This is a genomic window from Microbacterium sp. NPDC058389 (assembly GCF_042722305.1).
Taxonomy (GTDB): Bacteria; Actinomycetota; Actinomycetes; order Actinomycetales; family Microbacteriaceae; genus Microbacterium.
In genome coordinates this window covers 23,453-36,977 of the sequence record NZ_JBHXJQ010000016.1, presented here as the reverse complement: position 1 = coordinate 36,977, position 13,525 = coordinate 23,453, and the positions used below count along the sequence as shown (strand labels likewise).

Below are 13,525 nucleotides of genomic sequence, written 5' to 3'. Positions count from 1 at the left end.
ATCGGCCCGCGAGAATCTTGCGCAAAACAGCGGCCGTGCGCGAAGGTGGTCGGGTGCCCGCCCGCGTCACCCTCGCCGACCTCGCCGCACGCGCCGGCGTGAGCATCGGCACGGCCTCGCGCGCGCTGTCGGGGCGCGGCGACCTCGCCCCCGCCACGCGCCGTCGCGTGCTCGCCGCGGCGCGCGCTCTCGGGTATGCGCGCGACCCCGCGGTGGGCGGCCGGCCATCAGGCTCGGCACGGCTCGTCGACCTCGTGCTCGGCGGATACCACAACGCCTACTCCGACGAGGTGACGGCCGGTGCCCGCAGCGCGGCCGCCGCCGCCGGCTACGACCTCGTCCTCACCGAGGAGCGCGACACCCCTGACGACGACTGGCCCATGCGGGTGCGGCGGCGCGGCTCGGCCGGAGTCATGCTCGGCCTCATCTCGCCCACGGCGTCGCAGCTCGCGGCGCTGACGGACGCCGACATCCCGGTGGTCCTGATGGACCCGCAGGCAGAGACGTCGCGCGGCCTCACGAGCGTCCGCACGACCGACCGCGCCGGTGCGCGCACGGCGGCGCTGCACCTCGCCGACCGCGGCGCGACGCGCTTCGCGATCGTCGTCGGCTCTCCGCCGTACCGGTACGGGCGCGCACGGCACGAGGGGTTCGCCGAGGGGCTGCGTGAGGTGCGGCCGGGCGCCGACGCCGTCACGCTCGAAGCGGACTGGGGCGCCGCGGCCGCCCGCGACGCCGCGCTCCCCCTGCTGCGGCGGCTGCGCCCGGGCGAGCGGCTCGGGGTGTTCGCGTGCTCCGACGAGATGGCCGCGGGCGTGTACGCCGCCGCCGCGGCGACGGGCCGCAGCATCCCGGGCGACGTGCTCGTGGTGGGCTTCGACGACCTCCGCAGCGCACGCTGGCTCACCCCGCCGCTCACCACCGTGCGACAGCCGATCCGCGAGATGGCCGCCGCAGCAGTCACGGCCCTCACCGATGCGGCCGCCGGTGCGACCCTGGCATCCGCTCCGATCGTGCTGCCCACGCGCCTGATCCCCCGCGGCTCCACCTGACGCAGACCCCGGCCTCCGGACGGACCGACGGGACCGGCATCCACTCAGCACAGAACGCCCTACCGGGCGGGCGAGCCGCACCGGTAGCGTGAGGACACGTCTGACGGAAGGCCACTCATGTCTCTCTCGACCGAACGTCCCGCCCGCACCGGCCGCCCCACGAGGAGCGAGGCGGAGCTGCAGCAGATGGCGAAGGACCACCTCTGGATGCACTTCGCACGCCAGTCGGTGATGACCGAGGGGCCCGGTGTCCCGATCATCGTCAAGGGCGAGGGCCACCACATCTGGGACTCGCAGGGCAAGCAGTACATCGACGGCCTCGCCGGCCTGTTCGTCGTCGCCGCCGGCCACGGTCGCAAGCGCCTCGCCGAGGCCGCGGCGAAGCAGGCGGAGGAGCTCGCGTTCTTCCCGATCTGGTCGTACGCGCACCCGGCAGCCATCGAGCTCGCCGACCGCATCGCGTCGTACGCCCCCGGCGACCTCAACAAGGTCTTCTTCTCCACCGGCGGCGGCGAGGCCGTCGAGACCGCGTTCAAGCTCGCCAAGTACTACTGGAAGCTGCAGGGCAAGCCCACCAAGCACAAGGTCATCTCGCGGGCGGTCGCCTACCACGGCACGCCGCAGGGCGCCCTCGCGATCACGGGCATCCCCGCGATGAAGGCGATGTTCGAGCCGCTCACGCCCGGCGGGTTCCGCGTGCCGAACACGAACTTCTACCGCGCCTCCGACATGGGCGCCCCGACGGGGAGCCTCGAGGAGTTCGGCGTGTGGGCCGCCGACCGCATCGAGGAGATGATCCAGTTCGAGGGGCCCGACACCGTGGCCGCCGTCTTCCTCGAGCCGGTGCAGAATTCGGGAGGATGCTTCCCACCGCCGCCCGGCTACTTCCAGCGCGTGCGCGAGATCTGCGACAAGTACGACGTGCTGCTCGTCTCGGACGAGGTCATCTGCGCGTTCGGCCGCATCGGCCACATGTTCGCGTGCGACGCCTACGGCTACCAGCCCGACATGATCACGTTCGCCAAGGCCGTCACCAGCGGCTACTCGCCGCTGGGCGGCACCGTGGTCAGCGACCGCATCTACGAGCCGTTCGCGCACGGCGACACCGCGTTCTACCACGGGTACACCTTCGGCGGGCACCCGGTCTCGGCCGCCGTCGCCTTGGAGAACCTCGACATCTTCGAGGAGGAGGGGCTCAACGAGCACGTCCGCGAGAACTCCTCGATCTTCCGCTCCACGCTCGAGAAGCTCACCGACCTGCCGATCGTCGGCGACGTCCGCGGCGACGGCTACTTCTTCGGCATCGAGCTGGTGAAGGACAAGACCACCAAGGAGACCTTCGACGACGACGAGTCGGAGCGCCTGCTGCGCGGCTTCCTCTCCAAGGCGCTGTTCGACGCCGGGCTGTACTGCCGCGCGGACGACCGCGGCGACCCCGTCATCCAGCTCGCGCCGCCGCTGACGATCGGCCCCGCCGAGTTCGACGAGATCGAGCAGATCCTCCGCGGCGTGCTGACGGAGGCGTGGACGCGGCTGTGATCCGTGGTCCCCACGGCTTGTCCACGCGCCGCTGACGCGTCGCGTGGCGCCTCCGGCCGCGTGGGCCCAGCCGCGGCCGGCGGCATCCACTCCTCTGCGCCGGCGCGCTATGAGCTCCGGTGCAGCGCCTCGGCCTCGTCGCTGTTGAACGCCGCCGCACGGGCGAGGAACTCGTTCGCGAAGTCGAGCTGCTCGTCGGTCAGCGTGTCGAGGTATTCGTTCCACCGGGCGGTGACGCCCTCGTACACGGGGCCGACGCGCGCCATCACGGTCTCGGGGATCGCCGTGACGATCACCCTGCGGCGGTCGGCGTCGTCGCGCGTGCGCGTGACGTAGCCGGCCCGCTCGAGCCGGTCGATCATCGTCGTGATCGCCCCGCCGGCGGTGAGCCTGAGGCGGGACGCCAGTTCTCCCGGCGTCGCCGGGCCTTCGCTGAGCAGAAGGCCGACCGCCTGCAGGTCGGAGCCGTTGAGGCCGCCCGACCGCGCGACCGCCTCCTGGAAGAGCACGGCGCGCGCCATGAAGTCGCGCATCACCTCGCCCTGGCGGGCGATCGCCACGGCACGGGTGGAGGCCGGATCCGACATCTGCTATTCTCTCTAATATCGAGAGACTCTCTCATAGAGACTCTCTGTTTCGCTCTCAGACTATCGAAAGGCCACCCCCATGCCCAAGGCGCTCATCATCGGCGGAGGGGTCGCCGGACCGGCCACGGCCCTGTTCCTGCAGAAGGCCGGCTGGAACGCCGAGGTGTTCGAGGCGCGGCCGGCACCCACCGCGCACGGCGGCCTGTTCCTCAACGTCGCCACCAACGGGCTCACGGTGCTCGACCTGCTGGGCCTGCGCGACCGACTCGTCGCCCTGGGCCATCGGTGCCCCTACATGGAGATGTGGAGCGGACGCGATCGCCTCCTCGGCACCGTGCCCAACGGGCCGGCCGGCGAGCCGGAGCGCGGCAGCGTCGTGGTCCGTCGCGACGAGCTGCACGCGGTGCTGCGCGACGCGATGACCGAGCAGGGCGTCCCCACGACCTGGGGCGCGCGCCTCGAGCGCATCGAGGAGCACGCGGACGGCGTCACCGCGCACTTCGCCGACGGCACGAGCGCCTCCGGCGACATCCTCATCGGCTGCGACGGCGTCGGTTCCATCACGCGTCGATGGATCGATCCGGCCGCGCCGGAGCCGTTGTACTCCGGACTGCTCAGCGTCGGCGGATTCTCCCGTGTGCCCGGACTCCCGCCGACCCCCGGCGTGCAGCGCATGATCTTCGGCGCGCGCGGCTTCTTCGGCTACCTCGTGCGCGACGACGGCGAGGTGTACTGGTTCGCCAATCCCACCAGCCCCGAGCTCGACCGCGACAGACTGCGCGCGATCTCCGATGACGACTGGCTCGCCGAGCTGCGCGAGCTGCACGCCGACGACCCCTTCCCGGTGCCGCAGATCCTCGCCGCGGCCACCACCGTGGGCGCGTATCCGATCTACGACCTGCCTCATGTGCCTCACTGGCATCGCGGCCGCGTCGTCGCCGTCGGCGACGCCGTCCACGCCACGTCGCCCAACGCCGGCCAGGGCGCATCGCTCGCCCTCGAGGACGCTGCGACGCTCGCACGGCTGCTGCGCGACTCGGCGACCCACGAGCGGGCCTTCTCCGTGTACGAGCGCACCCGCCGGCCCCGCGCCGAGGAGGTCGTCAAGTACTCGCGCGCCATCGGCCGCCAGAAGTCCACCAGTGGCTCACGTGTCGCCGTGGCGATGCGGGACCTCATGCTGCCGCTGTTCCTGCGCAACGCGACGCAGAACACGCGCAACAACCACCTCTACAACCACCGCGTCGCGTGGGACGACACGACCGCTCTCCCCGCCTGACCGCATCGAGGCTGGTCAGCGCGGGGCGAAGGCCGCCCGGAACAGGCGGCGAGCCCGGGCCGACGCGGCGGGCCGGGCCGCGGCATCCGTCCTCGCCAGCTCGGTGGCGAGCATGCCGGTGGCCATCGTGACGTCCTCGATCTCGACGTGGTCCCCGATGCGGCCGGCGGCATGGTCCCGCGCGACCAGCTGTTCGACGACGCCATAGAAGCGCTCACCGAGGACGGCGACGCGGGGATCGGTGAGGTCGGCCGTCACGAGCTGGATGAACGCCGTCGACACCACGGCCTGATCGACCACGCGGTCGAGCAGGTCTTCGATGGTGCGGTCGGGCGCCGCGGTGTACTCCTCCAGGTCGCGCACGTTGTCTTCGAACACGGCGACGGCGAGGGCGGTGCGGTCGGGGAAATGCCGATAGAGGCTGCCCTGCCCGACACCGGCGCGTTTGGCGACGGCGCTGAAGGGGGCGGCGAGCCCTCCTTCGGCGTAGACCTCGCGGGCAGCGGCGATGAGGGCGCGGCGATTGTCGGCGGCGGCGGCGGGGCCGCGATTCTGGCGGGTCTCCGCACGGGGGGATGCGGTGCTGTGCACGGGTGTAGCCTAGTACCGGACATAGTTGTCCGGTAGGAGCCGCCCCGAAGGATCCTCGTCCCCCGGACCCGCAGCCCCGATGCACTGCCAACGAAAGGGAAGACAATGAGCACCACCCCCGCTCCCCTCACCGGAGCATCCACCATCCAGACCTGGCTCGACGACGCCGCCGGCGGCGCCGCACTGCGCGGCCTCCTCGCGCAGGGCGGACAGACCGCGGACTCGCTCGCGCCGATCGCAGCCCTGCCCATCTCGAACCTCGTCGCCATGAGCGGCGGCGCGTTCCCGCAGGCGGCCCTCGACGCGCTCATCGCGCAGGTCAACCCCGACGGCGTCCCCGAGGTCGCCGCCGACGAGACCCCCAAGGCCGAGTGGGCCGAGAAGATCAGCGCGGGCCGCTTCACCGGCCAGACCGTGATCGTCACGGGCGCCGGCTCGGGCATCGGTCGTGCCACCGCGTCGCGTGTCGCCCGCGAAGGCGGCCGCGTCATCGCGGTCGACGTCAGCCAGGAGCGCCTCGACGAGTTCGTCGCCGCGCACGACGGCGCCGACGTCGTCGCCCTCACCGCCGACATCACCGACGACGAGGGCGTGGCCCGCATCATCGAGGCCGCCGGCGAGCGCATCGACGCACTGGCCAACATCGCCGGGATCATGGACGACATGACCCCGGTCGGCGAGGTCACCGACGCCGTGTGGGACCGCGTGTTCCGCGTCAACGTCACCGGCACGATGAAGCTCATGCGCGCCGTCATCCCCGCGATGCTCGCACAGGGCGGCGGCTCGATCGTGAACACGTCGTCCGAGGCGTCGCTGCGCGGCTCGGCCGCCGGCGCGGCCTACACGGCGTCGAAGCACGCCGTGGTCGGCCTCACCAAGTCGAGCGCGTTCATGTACGGCCCGAGCGGCATCCGCGTCAACGCGGTCGCCCCCGGCGGCGTGATCACCAACATCGAGGCGAAGTTCAACTCGCCGTTGGGCGCCGAGCGCGTGCAGGCGGGCATGGCGCTCATGACGCCGCCCGTGACCGCCGACCGCCTCGCCGCGTCGATCACGTTCCTGCTGAGCGACGACGGCGTGAACGTCAACGGCCAGAACCTCGCCAGCGACGGCGGCTGGTCGGCCGCCTGACGCCCTGACCGCGACGCCCCGGCCGACCCGACGGCCGGGGCGTCGCCATGTCCGCGCAAGGTTCGGAGATCTCTCGGATCTCGGAAGCCTGGGCCGCAGGCATCCGAGTTTCGCGTGATCTCCGAACGTCGGGCGGCGCCCACCCCCGGACGCCTGACAGGTCGAACCCCGGCGCCCCCGCGAATCCAGGGGGTGGATGCCGCCGCCCGGCCGGCCGGACGACCCCAGGCCCCGCCGCCAGACTCGGAGATCTTGCGGAGCTCGGACACCTGGGCCGCAAGCATCCGAGTTTCGCGTGATCTCCGAGGCAGGCGGCACGGCGTGAGTCAGAAGGGCCAGATCAGCGGCACGTAGTACACGGCGACCAGCAGGAAGAAGATCGCGAGCGGGAGGCCGAGCTTCCAGTAGTCGCCGAAGCGGTAGCCGGCGGGGTCCATCACCATGAGGTTGGCCGGTGTCGCGATCGGCGTGAGGAACGCGGCCGCGCCGGCCACGGTCAGCGCCATCATGAACGGCTGCACCGAGACACCCATCGCCTGCGCGACCGAGATCGCGATCGGCGCCACGATCAGCACCGTGGCGGTGTTGCTGATGAGCTGCCCCAGCACGACCGTCAGCGCGCACAGCGCGAGCAGCGCGACCTGGGGGCCGGCGTCGCCGAGGAGTGACAGCATCCCTCCCGCGACGAGGTCGGCGGTGCCGGTGCTGATGAACGCCGTCGACAGCGGGATCATGCCCGCGATCAGCACGACGGTGGTCCACGAGATCGAGTGGTACGCCTGGGTGACCGTCACGGTGCGGGTGAGCACCAGCGCGCACGCCGCCAGCAGCGCCGCCACCACCGGGGGCACGAGCCCGGTCGCCAGCAGCACCACCATCGCGAGCAGGATCACCGCCGCGCGCTTCGCACCGCGGCCGAGCGGCACCGATCGCCGCAGCTGCGCGGGGTCGTCGACCGCGAGCACCCCGGGCTCGTTCGCGCGGCGCGCGAGGTCGTCCCATGCACCCTGCAGCAGCAGCGCGTCACCTGCCTGCACGACGAACTCGGCACCCTTGAGCTGCTCGTCTCCGCGACGCGCCGCGAGCACGACCAGGTCGCCCCGCTTCGTCGTCATCCCGGCGCACAGGGTCTTGCCGATGAGCGGCGACCGGGGCGCCACGACCACCTCGGTCACGCCGTTCACGGGCCCGAGGAGCGTCCCGGTGTCGAGCGACAGCGAGTACTGGCTGCGCAGCAGCCGGGCATGCCGCATGAGATCCTTCGGCATGAGGGCGCCGCGCCGCTCGGGCAGCAGCCGGTCGCCGAGCAGCAGGATCGCGACGGTGCCGATGAGGATCGGGATGCCGACCAGCGCGAACTCGAAGAACCCGAACTCGCGTCCCCCTGCGCCGGCGGCGAACTCCGACACGATGATGTTGACGGGGGTTCCGGTGAGGAGCAGCAGCGACCCCGCGGAGGCGGCGAACGCGAGCGGCATCAGCAGCTTCGACGACGCGATCCCGGCGCGGGCCGCCACGACCACCACGAGCGGCAGCAGCGCCGCGACCGCGCCGTTGATGCTGATGAGCGCCGTGAGGCCCGCCACCAGCAGCGCGATGACGACGACGAGCGTGTTGCGCTTCGTCCCTGCTCGGCCGATGACCTTCTGCCCCGCCCAGGCGGTGATGCCCGTGGCATCGAGCGCCTCGCTGACCACGAACAGCGCCGCGATGAACAGCGTCGTCGGATCGCCGAACCCGGCAAGGGCCTGCGGGAGCGTCAGCACACCGGTGAAGAAGAGGGCCAGCGCCACGCCGATCGCGACCACGCCGATCGGCACGCGGTTGCTGACGAACGCGATCACCGCGAGCACCAGGATGACGAGCGTTGCGGCGACGGGGTCCACGGCCCCAGCGTAGCCACCCCCCTCGCGCGCGTGCCGGCGGCCGACCGCGCACGCGCATCGCCTCGGGGGTCGGTCGCTGAGCGAGGAGCGCAGCGACGACGCGAAGCCTCCTCCCTCGCTCAGCGACCGGGGGTCGATGCCGACCGTGCACGCGCTTCGTCTCGGTCGTTCCTCCCTCGCTCAGCGACCGGGGGTCGATGCCGACCGTGCACGCGCTTCGTCTCGGTCGTTCCTCCCTCGCTCAGCGACCGAGGGTCGATGCCGAACGTGCACGCGCTTCGTCTCGGTCGTTCCTCCCTCGCTCAGCGACCGGACGATCGATGCCGACCGTCAATGACCCCACAGGCGAGCCCCGGACGCTGAGCGAGCGCCAGCGAGACGAAGCGCACTGCGCACACCCGGGGCGACCGAGCCACCAACGGCACTCATTGCCGAACGTGCACCTCGCATCGCCTCGGGAGTCGGTCGCCGAGCGAGGAGCGCAGCGACGAGACGAAGCGCAGAGGCTTAGCTGCGCAGCACGGCCAGTCCGGCGACGTCGTAGGCGAGCTCGACGGCCTCGAAGATCGCGGCGTCGATCGTGCGGGGCGCGAACGCGTCGCCGATGGTCACCACCCGGGGTGCGGCATCCCGAGCTCCGGGAACGCCGACCGACGCGCGCGGTTCGACGGCCACGACGGTGTCGATGCCGGCGAGGGTGGTCGCCTGTCCGGTGAGGGTGTCGCGCACGACGGCCTCGCGACCGGCGATGCGCTCGACGCGGTGCGCCGCGCGGCGCCGGAAGCGCCCCGAAGCCCCGAGGCGCTCCAGGAGCAGCGGGCGGTCGTAGCCCGCCCCGATGTGCGGGAACACGGTCTCGAACGGGGTGACGAGCTCGAGCTCGTCGACGTGCGGCAGCAGCATGAGCGCGATGCCGGCGGCGTACGCGGTGCCGTCGGCGTCGACCACGACGATCCGGTGGCCGAGTGCGCCGCGATGGGATGCCGCCGCGAACGCGTCGATGGTGCCGTGGAGCGGGAACCCGCCGGTGTACGCGCCGCCCAGCGCGAGGGAGGTCGTCGGCGGCGCCACCGCGCCGGTCGCGACGACGATGCCGTCGGCTCCGAAGCCGCGCAGCACCTCGGCGGTCGCGAGGGCGCCGAGGCGCACGTCGACCTCGGCGGCGGCGAGGTCGCGCACGAGGTCGTCGACGAGCAGGCCGACGCTCTCACGGCCCGGCACCTGTCGGGCGAGCCGCAGCTGCCCGCCGAGCTCGGTCGCGCGCTCGAGCAGCGTGACGTCGTGCCCGTCCTGGCCGAGCTCCACTGCGGCGCGCATGCCGGCCGGTCCCCCGCCGACCACGATCCACCGCTGCGGGGCGTCGGCCATCGGGCGTGGCCCGCGCTCGAGCTCGCGCCCGGCGAGCGGGTTGACGGTGCACGACATCGGGAGTCCGCGGCTGCCGCGGCCGAGGCATCCCTGGTTCAGCCGGATGCAATGCCGGATGCCGGTGTTCGGGGCGTCGACCGGCGCACGGCCGACGAGCTTGCGGCCGAGGTCGGGGTCGGCGATCTGCGCGCGCGTGAGGGCGACCATGTCGGCGATGCCGGACGCGACGACCTCCTCTGCCTCTTCGACGGAGCGCGCGGCGCCGACGCCGAACACGGGAACATCGGGGTTGGCGGCCTTCACCGCGGCCACGTCGTCGCGCAGCCACGCGTACGGCATCGGCGACGAAGGGAAGACGTAGTGCACGTTGTGGTACCCGCCCGCGGCGAGGTCGAGGAAGTCGATGCGCGTCTCGGCGCGCAGCCGCGCGATCGCCTCGCGCATCGCCGTGCCGTCGAGCCCGTCCGGATGGAACTCGTTCGCGACGATGCGGATGCCGACTGTGAAGTCGTCGCCCACCCGCTCGCGCACGGCCCGCAGCACTCGGCGCGGGAACCGCGTGCGCCCGTCGAGGTCGCCCCCGTACTCGTCCGTGCGCGCGTTGTACAGCGGCGAGAGGAACTGGTGCAGCAGGTACCCGTGGGCCAGGTGGATCTCGACGCCGTCGAATCCGCCCGCGCGTGAAAGCTCGGCCGACCGCGCCCACCCCTCGACGAGCGCCGCGATGTCGTCGCGGTCCATCTCACGGGTGGCGTGCGCGGTGGACGGCGACAGTATGCGCGACGGGGCATACACCGTGCGCGGGCCGTCCGGACCGTCTGCCTGGGCCTGCGCGCCGTGGTGGTTGAGCTGCACGAAGACCTTCGCGCCGGCCTCGTGCACGGCATCCGTCATCCGCTTCGACGCGGCGACGCCCTCCGGGCGGTAGGCGTCCTCGAAGCCCCTGATCGACCCGGTCGGGTGGACGAAGTGGTTGCCCGCGACGAACAGCCCGCAGCCGCCGCGGGCCCGCCGCACGTAGTACGCGGTCTCGCGGTCGGACTCGACGCGGTCGGAGTACTGCTTGGAGTGCGCCGTCTGCATGAGCCGGTTCGGCACCGTGACGGCGCCGATGCGCAGCGGCTGCGCCAGCGGCGACGAAGGGCTCGCAGTCATGCCCAGAGCCTACGGTCCCGAACCGGCCCGTCAGGGTCAGAGCCGCGCGAGAGCCTCGTCGAGATCGGCGACCAGATCGGCGACCGACTCGATGCCGACCGACAGCCGCACGACCTCCGGCGGGACGGCGAGCTCGGTGCCGCGCACCGACGCATGGGTCATCTCGTCGGGATAGTTCATGAGCGACTCGACGCCGCCGAGCGACTCCGCGAGCTGGAACAGCCGGGTCGATTCGGCGAAGCGCCGGGCGGCGGCCGCGTCGGCGAGGGCCACTGACACGATGCCGCCGAAGCCGCTCATCTGCCGCGCCGCGAGCTCATGCCCGGGGTGCGACGGAAGGCCCGGGTAGTACACGCGGGCCACCGCCGGGTGCGCGGAGAGGAAGGATGCCACCTCCTGCGCGTTCTCGCTGTGCCGCTGCATGCGCAGGGCCAGCGTCTTGATGCCCCGGGTGGTGAGCCATGCATCGAGCGGGCCCGACACGGCGCCGACGGCGAACTGCAGGAACTTCGCCTCGCCGTAGAGGGCGTCGTCGTTCATCACCAGAGCGCCGCCGACGACGTCGGAGTGTCCGCCCAGGTACTTCGTCGTGGAGTGCACCACCACATCGGCGCCGAGCGCCAGGGGCTGCTGCAGCGCAGGTGAGGCGAACGTGTTGTCGACGACGACGAGCGCGCCGGCGTCGTGGCCGAGGCGCGCGAGGCCGGCGATGTCGGTGATGCGCAGCAGCGGGTTGCTCGGGGTCTCGACCCACACGATGCGCGCGGGGCGCTCCTCGAGCGCGGCCCGCACCGCGTCGAGGTCGCTCATGTCGACCACCCGCACGGTGACTCCCCACGCGCCCAGCACGCGGGCGATGAGCCGGTAGGTTCCGCCGTACACGTCGTTGCCGAGCAGGACCTCGTCGCCGGGCTTGAGCGCGGCGCGCAGCAGCGCGTCCTCGGCGGCGAGCCCCGACGCGAACGACAGGGCGTGGGCGCCGCCCTCGAGCGCGGCCAGCTGCGTCTCCAGCGCCGTGCGCGTGGGGTTGCCGCTGCGGCCGTACTCGTACCCCTCGCGGAGGCCGCCGATGCCGTCCTGCGCATATGTCGTCGAGAAGTGCACAGGCGGGATCACGGCGCCGGTCGTGGGATCGAACGCCTGCCCGGCGTGCACGGCGCGGGTCTCGAAGCCGGAGTCGGAGGTGGGCTCGGTCATGCGGGTGCTCCTTCGTGAGGGGTGGTTCCGGTGGCCTCGGGGCCGGGGCGGCCGCTGCTCGGCAGGTCGAAGCCGTGCTCGCGCATCCAGTCGTCGTCGTAGAAGCGCTGGAGGTAGCCGCGACCGTGGTCGGGGAGCAGCACGACCACGACGGCGTCGGCGGGCAGGTTGCGGGCGGTGCGCAGCGCGGCGACGACCGCCATGCCGCTCGACCCGCCGACGAGCAGCCCCTCCTCACGGGCGAGGCGCCGGGTCATGGCGAACGACTCGGCATCGGGGATGCGGTGGATCTCGTCGGGCACCGACGGGTCGTAGCTGTCGGGCAGGAAGTCCTCGCCCACGCCTTCGACGAGGTAGGCGTGCAGCGGCCCGCCCGAGTAGATCGACCCTTCCGGGTCGGCGCCGACGACGCGCACCGCGCCGTCCGAGACCTCGTGCAGGTATCTGCCGGTGCCGCTGATCGTGCCGCCCGTGCCGATGCCGGCGACGAAGTGCGTCACGCGGCCGTCGGTGTCGCGCCAGATCTCGGGACCGGTCGTCTCGTAGTGGCTCAGCGGCCCGTTGGGGTTCGCGAACTGGTTCGGCTTGAACGCCCCGGGGATCTCGCGCACCAGCCGGTCGGCCACGCTGTAGTACGAGCGGGGGTCCTCCGGCGGCACGCTCGTGGGCGTCTCGACCACCTCCGCCCCGTAGGCCTTGAGCACATCGACCTTGGCGCCGGCGAACTTGTCGGGCACGACGAAGATCATGCGGTAGCCGCGCTGGATGGCGACCAGGGCCAGGCCCACGCCGGTGTTGCCGCTGGTCGGCTCGACGATCGTGCCGCCCGGCCGCAGCAGCCCGTCGCGTTCGGCTGCGTCGATGATGCGGGCGGCGATGCGATCCTTGGCCGAACCGCCGGGGTTGAAGTACTCGACCTTGGCGAGCACCGTGGCGGCGATGCCGTCGGTGACGCGGGTGAGCTGGACGAGGGGGGTGTTGCCGACGAGGTCGGCGACGCTCTGGGCGTATCGCACGTGAGGTTCCTCAGGTGTTGCCGCGCGCACGGGCGCGGAGGGTCGTCAGGGGTCGCGGAGGTCTGCGTGAAGCGGAGGCTTCAACAGCAGGGGCGACAACACCGACAGGTCAACACGGGCGCCAGTCTAGACGGTGGGCTCAGGCCACGTACAGATGCGGGCCGCAAACCGGCGTCACGCGGCACCGCACATGCCGTGCGGCACGACCTCGGCGACGCACGGCGTGCAGCCGTTGCGGGCGCTCTGCAGCGTGCGCTCGAGCACCGCGATCGTGGTGCCGCCGCCGCGGCTCGTGAACGACGGCATCCGCAGCACGTCGGCCAGGAGATTGCGCCGCACGCCGAAGAACCGCTCGAGGTCGTCGCCCGTGAGGAACGCGGGCAGGGTCCGCGTGAGCTCGCGGATGACCGTCGCCTCGGCATCCACGCGCACCATCCACGCGCGGCGGCGCAGCTGCCGGCGGAACTCGGCCTCAGGCACGAACCAGCGCCGCCCGAACCGGTAGCCGGGAAGGTCGCCGTCGGCGAGACGGCGGGTGAGGGTCGTCGATGTCAGCCCGGCGAGCTTGGCGGCGGCAGCCGCCGTGAGGAACGGCGAGCCGCCGGTGCCGCGGCGTGTGGGGGTGACTTCGAAGCTCACACCACGCAAGACGTCCGCGATGGGCTTTCATGACGGGCCTCGGAGAAGACGAGTGGATGCCGCCGGCCCGGCCGGCGGCATCCAC

11 protein-coding genes are annotated in these 13,525 nt (G+C 72.3%); 4 read left to right on the top strand and 7 right to left on the bottom strand.

The annotated features are described in order from the left end of the window. Positions 1-53: 53 nt before the first annotated feature. Positions 54-1,052, top strand: a complete 999-nt coding sequence (locus tag ACFWJ8_RS17460) for a LacI family DNA-binding transcriptional regulator (protein ID WP_378813929.1) — start codon at positions 54-56, stop codon at positions 1,050-1,052. A gap of 117 nt (positions 1,053-1,169) precedes the next feature. Continuing rightward, positions 1,170-2,591, top strand: a complete 1,422-nt coding sequence (locus tag ACFWJ8_RS17455; RefSeq protein ID WP_378813927.1) for an aspartate aminotransferase family protein — start codon at positions 1,170-1,172, stop codon at positions 2,589-2,591. Between the two features lie 107 nt (positions 2,592-2,698). On the opposite strand, the gene ACFWJ8_RS17450 is transcribed toward ACFWJ8_RS17455, so the two are convergent. After that, entirely contained in the window at positions 2,699-3,178 is a 480-nt protein-coding gene (locus ACFWJ8_RS17450; RefSeq protein ID WP_378813925.1) for a MarR family winged helix-turn-helix transcriptional regulator, read from the bottom strand. Between the two features lie 79 nt (positions 3,179-3,257). On the opposite strand from ACFWJ8_RS17450, the gene ACFWJ8_RS17445 reads away from it, so the two are divergent. Then, positions 3,258-4,457 carry an FAD-dependent oxidoreductase gene (locus ACFWJ8_RS17445; protein ID WP_378813923.1) on the top strand — a complete coding sequence of 400 codons (1,200 nt, stop codon included), beginning with the start codon at positions 3,258-3,260 and terminating at the stop codon, positions 4,455-4,457. Positions 4,458-4,472: 15 nt separating this feature from the next. Here ACFWJ8_RS17445 and ACFWJ8_RS17440 read toward each other — a convergent pair whose 3' ends face one another. Then, positions 4,473-5,048 carry a TetR family transcriptional regulator gene (locus tag ACFWJ8_RS17440; protein ID WP_378813921.1) on the bottom strand — a complete coding sequence of 192 codons (576 nt, stop codon included), beginning with the start codon at positions 5,046-5,048 and terminating at the stop codon, positions 4,473-4,475. A gap of 105 nt (positions 5,049-5,153) precedes the next feature. Here ACFWJ8_RS17440 and ACFWJ8_RS17435 point away from each other — a divergent pair, with 105 nt between their 5' ends. Then, positions 5,154-6,179 (top strand): SDR family NAD(P)-dependent oxidoreductase, encoded by a 1,026-nt coding sequence (locus tag ACFWJ8_RS17435; RefSeq protein WP_378813919.1) that lies wholly within the window; start codon positions 5,154-5,156, stop codon positions 6,177-6,179. Positions 6,180-6,505: 326 nt separating this feature from the next. Here the strand turns inward: ACFWJ8_RS17435 and ACFWJ8_RS17430 are convergent, their stop codons facing one another. From ACFWJ8_RS17430 to ACFWJ8_RS17410, 5 genes are all read right to left on the bottom strand, one after another. Further along, positions 6,506-8,065, bottom strand: coding sequence for an SLC13 family permease (locus ACFWJ8_RS17430; protein WP_378813917.1), 1,560 nt, complete (start codon positions 8,063-8,065; stop codon positions 6,506-6,508). Between the two features lie 507 nt (positions 8,066-8,572). After that, positions 8,573-10,588, bottom strand: coding sequence for an NAD(P)-binding protein (locus ACFWJ8_RS17425; RefSeq protein WP_378813915.1), 2,016 nt, complete (start codon positions 10,586-10,588; stop codon positions 8,573-8,575). Positions 10,589-10,624: 36 nt separating this feature from the next. Then, complete coding sequence (locus ACFWJ8_RS17420) at positions 10,625-11,785, bottom strand: cystathionine gamma-synthase (RefSeq protein ID WP_378813913.1); 1,161 nt, start codon at positions 11,783-11,785, stop codon at positions 10,625-10,627. Further along, positions 11,782-12,801: a pyridoxal-phosphate dependent enzyme gene (locus ACFWJ8_RS17415; protein WP_378813911.1), complete on the bottom strand. Its 1,020-nt coding sequence runs from the start codon at positions 12,799-12,801 to the stop codon at positions 11,782-11,784. The genes ACFWJ8_RS17420 and ACFWJ8_RS17415 overlap by 4 nt, the downstream gene beginning before the upstream one ends. A gap of 174 nt (positions 12,802-12,975) precedes the next feature. Beyond that, positions 12,976-13,440, bottom strand: coding sequence for a helix-turn-helix domain-containing protein (locus tag ACFWJ8_RS17410; RefSeq protein ID WP_378813909.1), 465 nt, complete (start codon positions 13,438-13,440; stop codon positions 12,976-12,978). Positions 13,441-13,525: the final 85 nt, after the last annotated feature.

Excerpts from the sequence above, each read along its gene's own strand:
- ACFWJ8_RS17425 (WP_378813915.1), bottom strand. The coding sequence starts at position 10,588 with ATGACTGCGAGCCCTTCGTCGCCGCTGGCGCAGCCGCTGCGCATCGGC.
- ACFWJ8_RS17435 (WP_378813919.1), top strand. The coding sequence starts at position 5,154 with ATGAGCACCACCCCCGCTCCCCTCACCGGAGCATCCACCATCCAGACC.
- ACFWJ8_RS17445 (WP_378813923.1), top strand. The coding sequence starts at position 3,258 with ATGCCCAAGGCGCTCATCATCGGCGGAGGGGTCGCCGGACCGGCCACG.
- ACFWJ8_RS17455 (WP_378813927.1), top strand. The coding sequence starts at position 1,170 with ATGTCTCTCTCGACCGAACGTCCCGCCCGCACCGGCCGCCCCACGAGG.
- ACFWJ8_RS17450 (WP_378813925.1), bottom strand. The coding sequence starts at position 3,178 with ATGTCGGATCCGGCCTCCACCCGTGCCGTGGCGATCGCCCGCCAGGGC.
- ACFWJ8_RS17420 (WP_378813913.1), bottom strand. The coding sequence starts at position 11,785 with ATGACCGAGCCCACCTCCGACTCCGGCTTCGAGACCCGCGCCGTGCAC.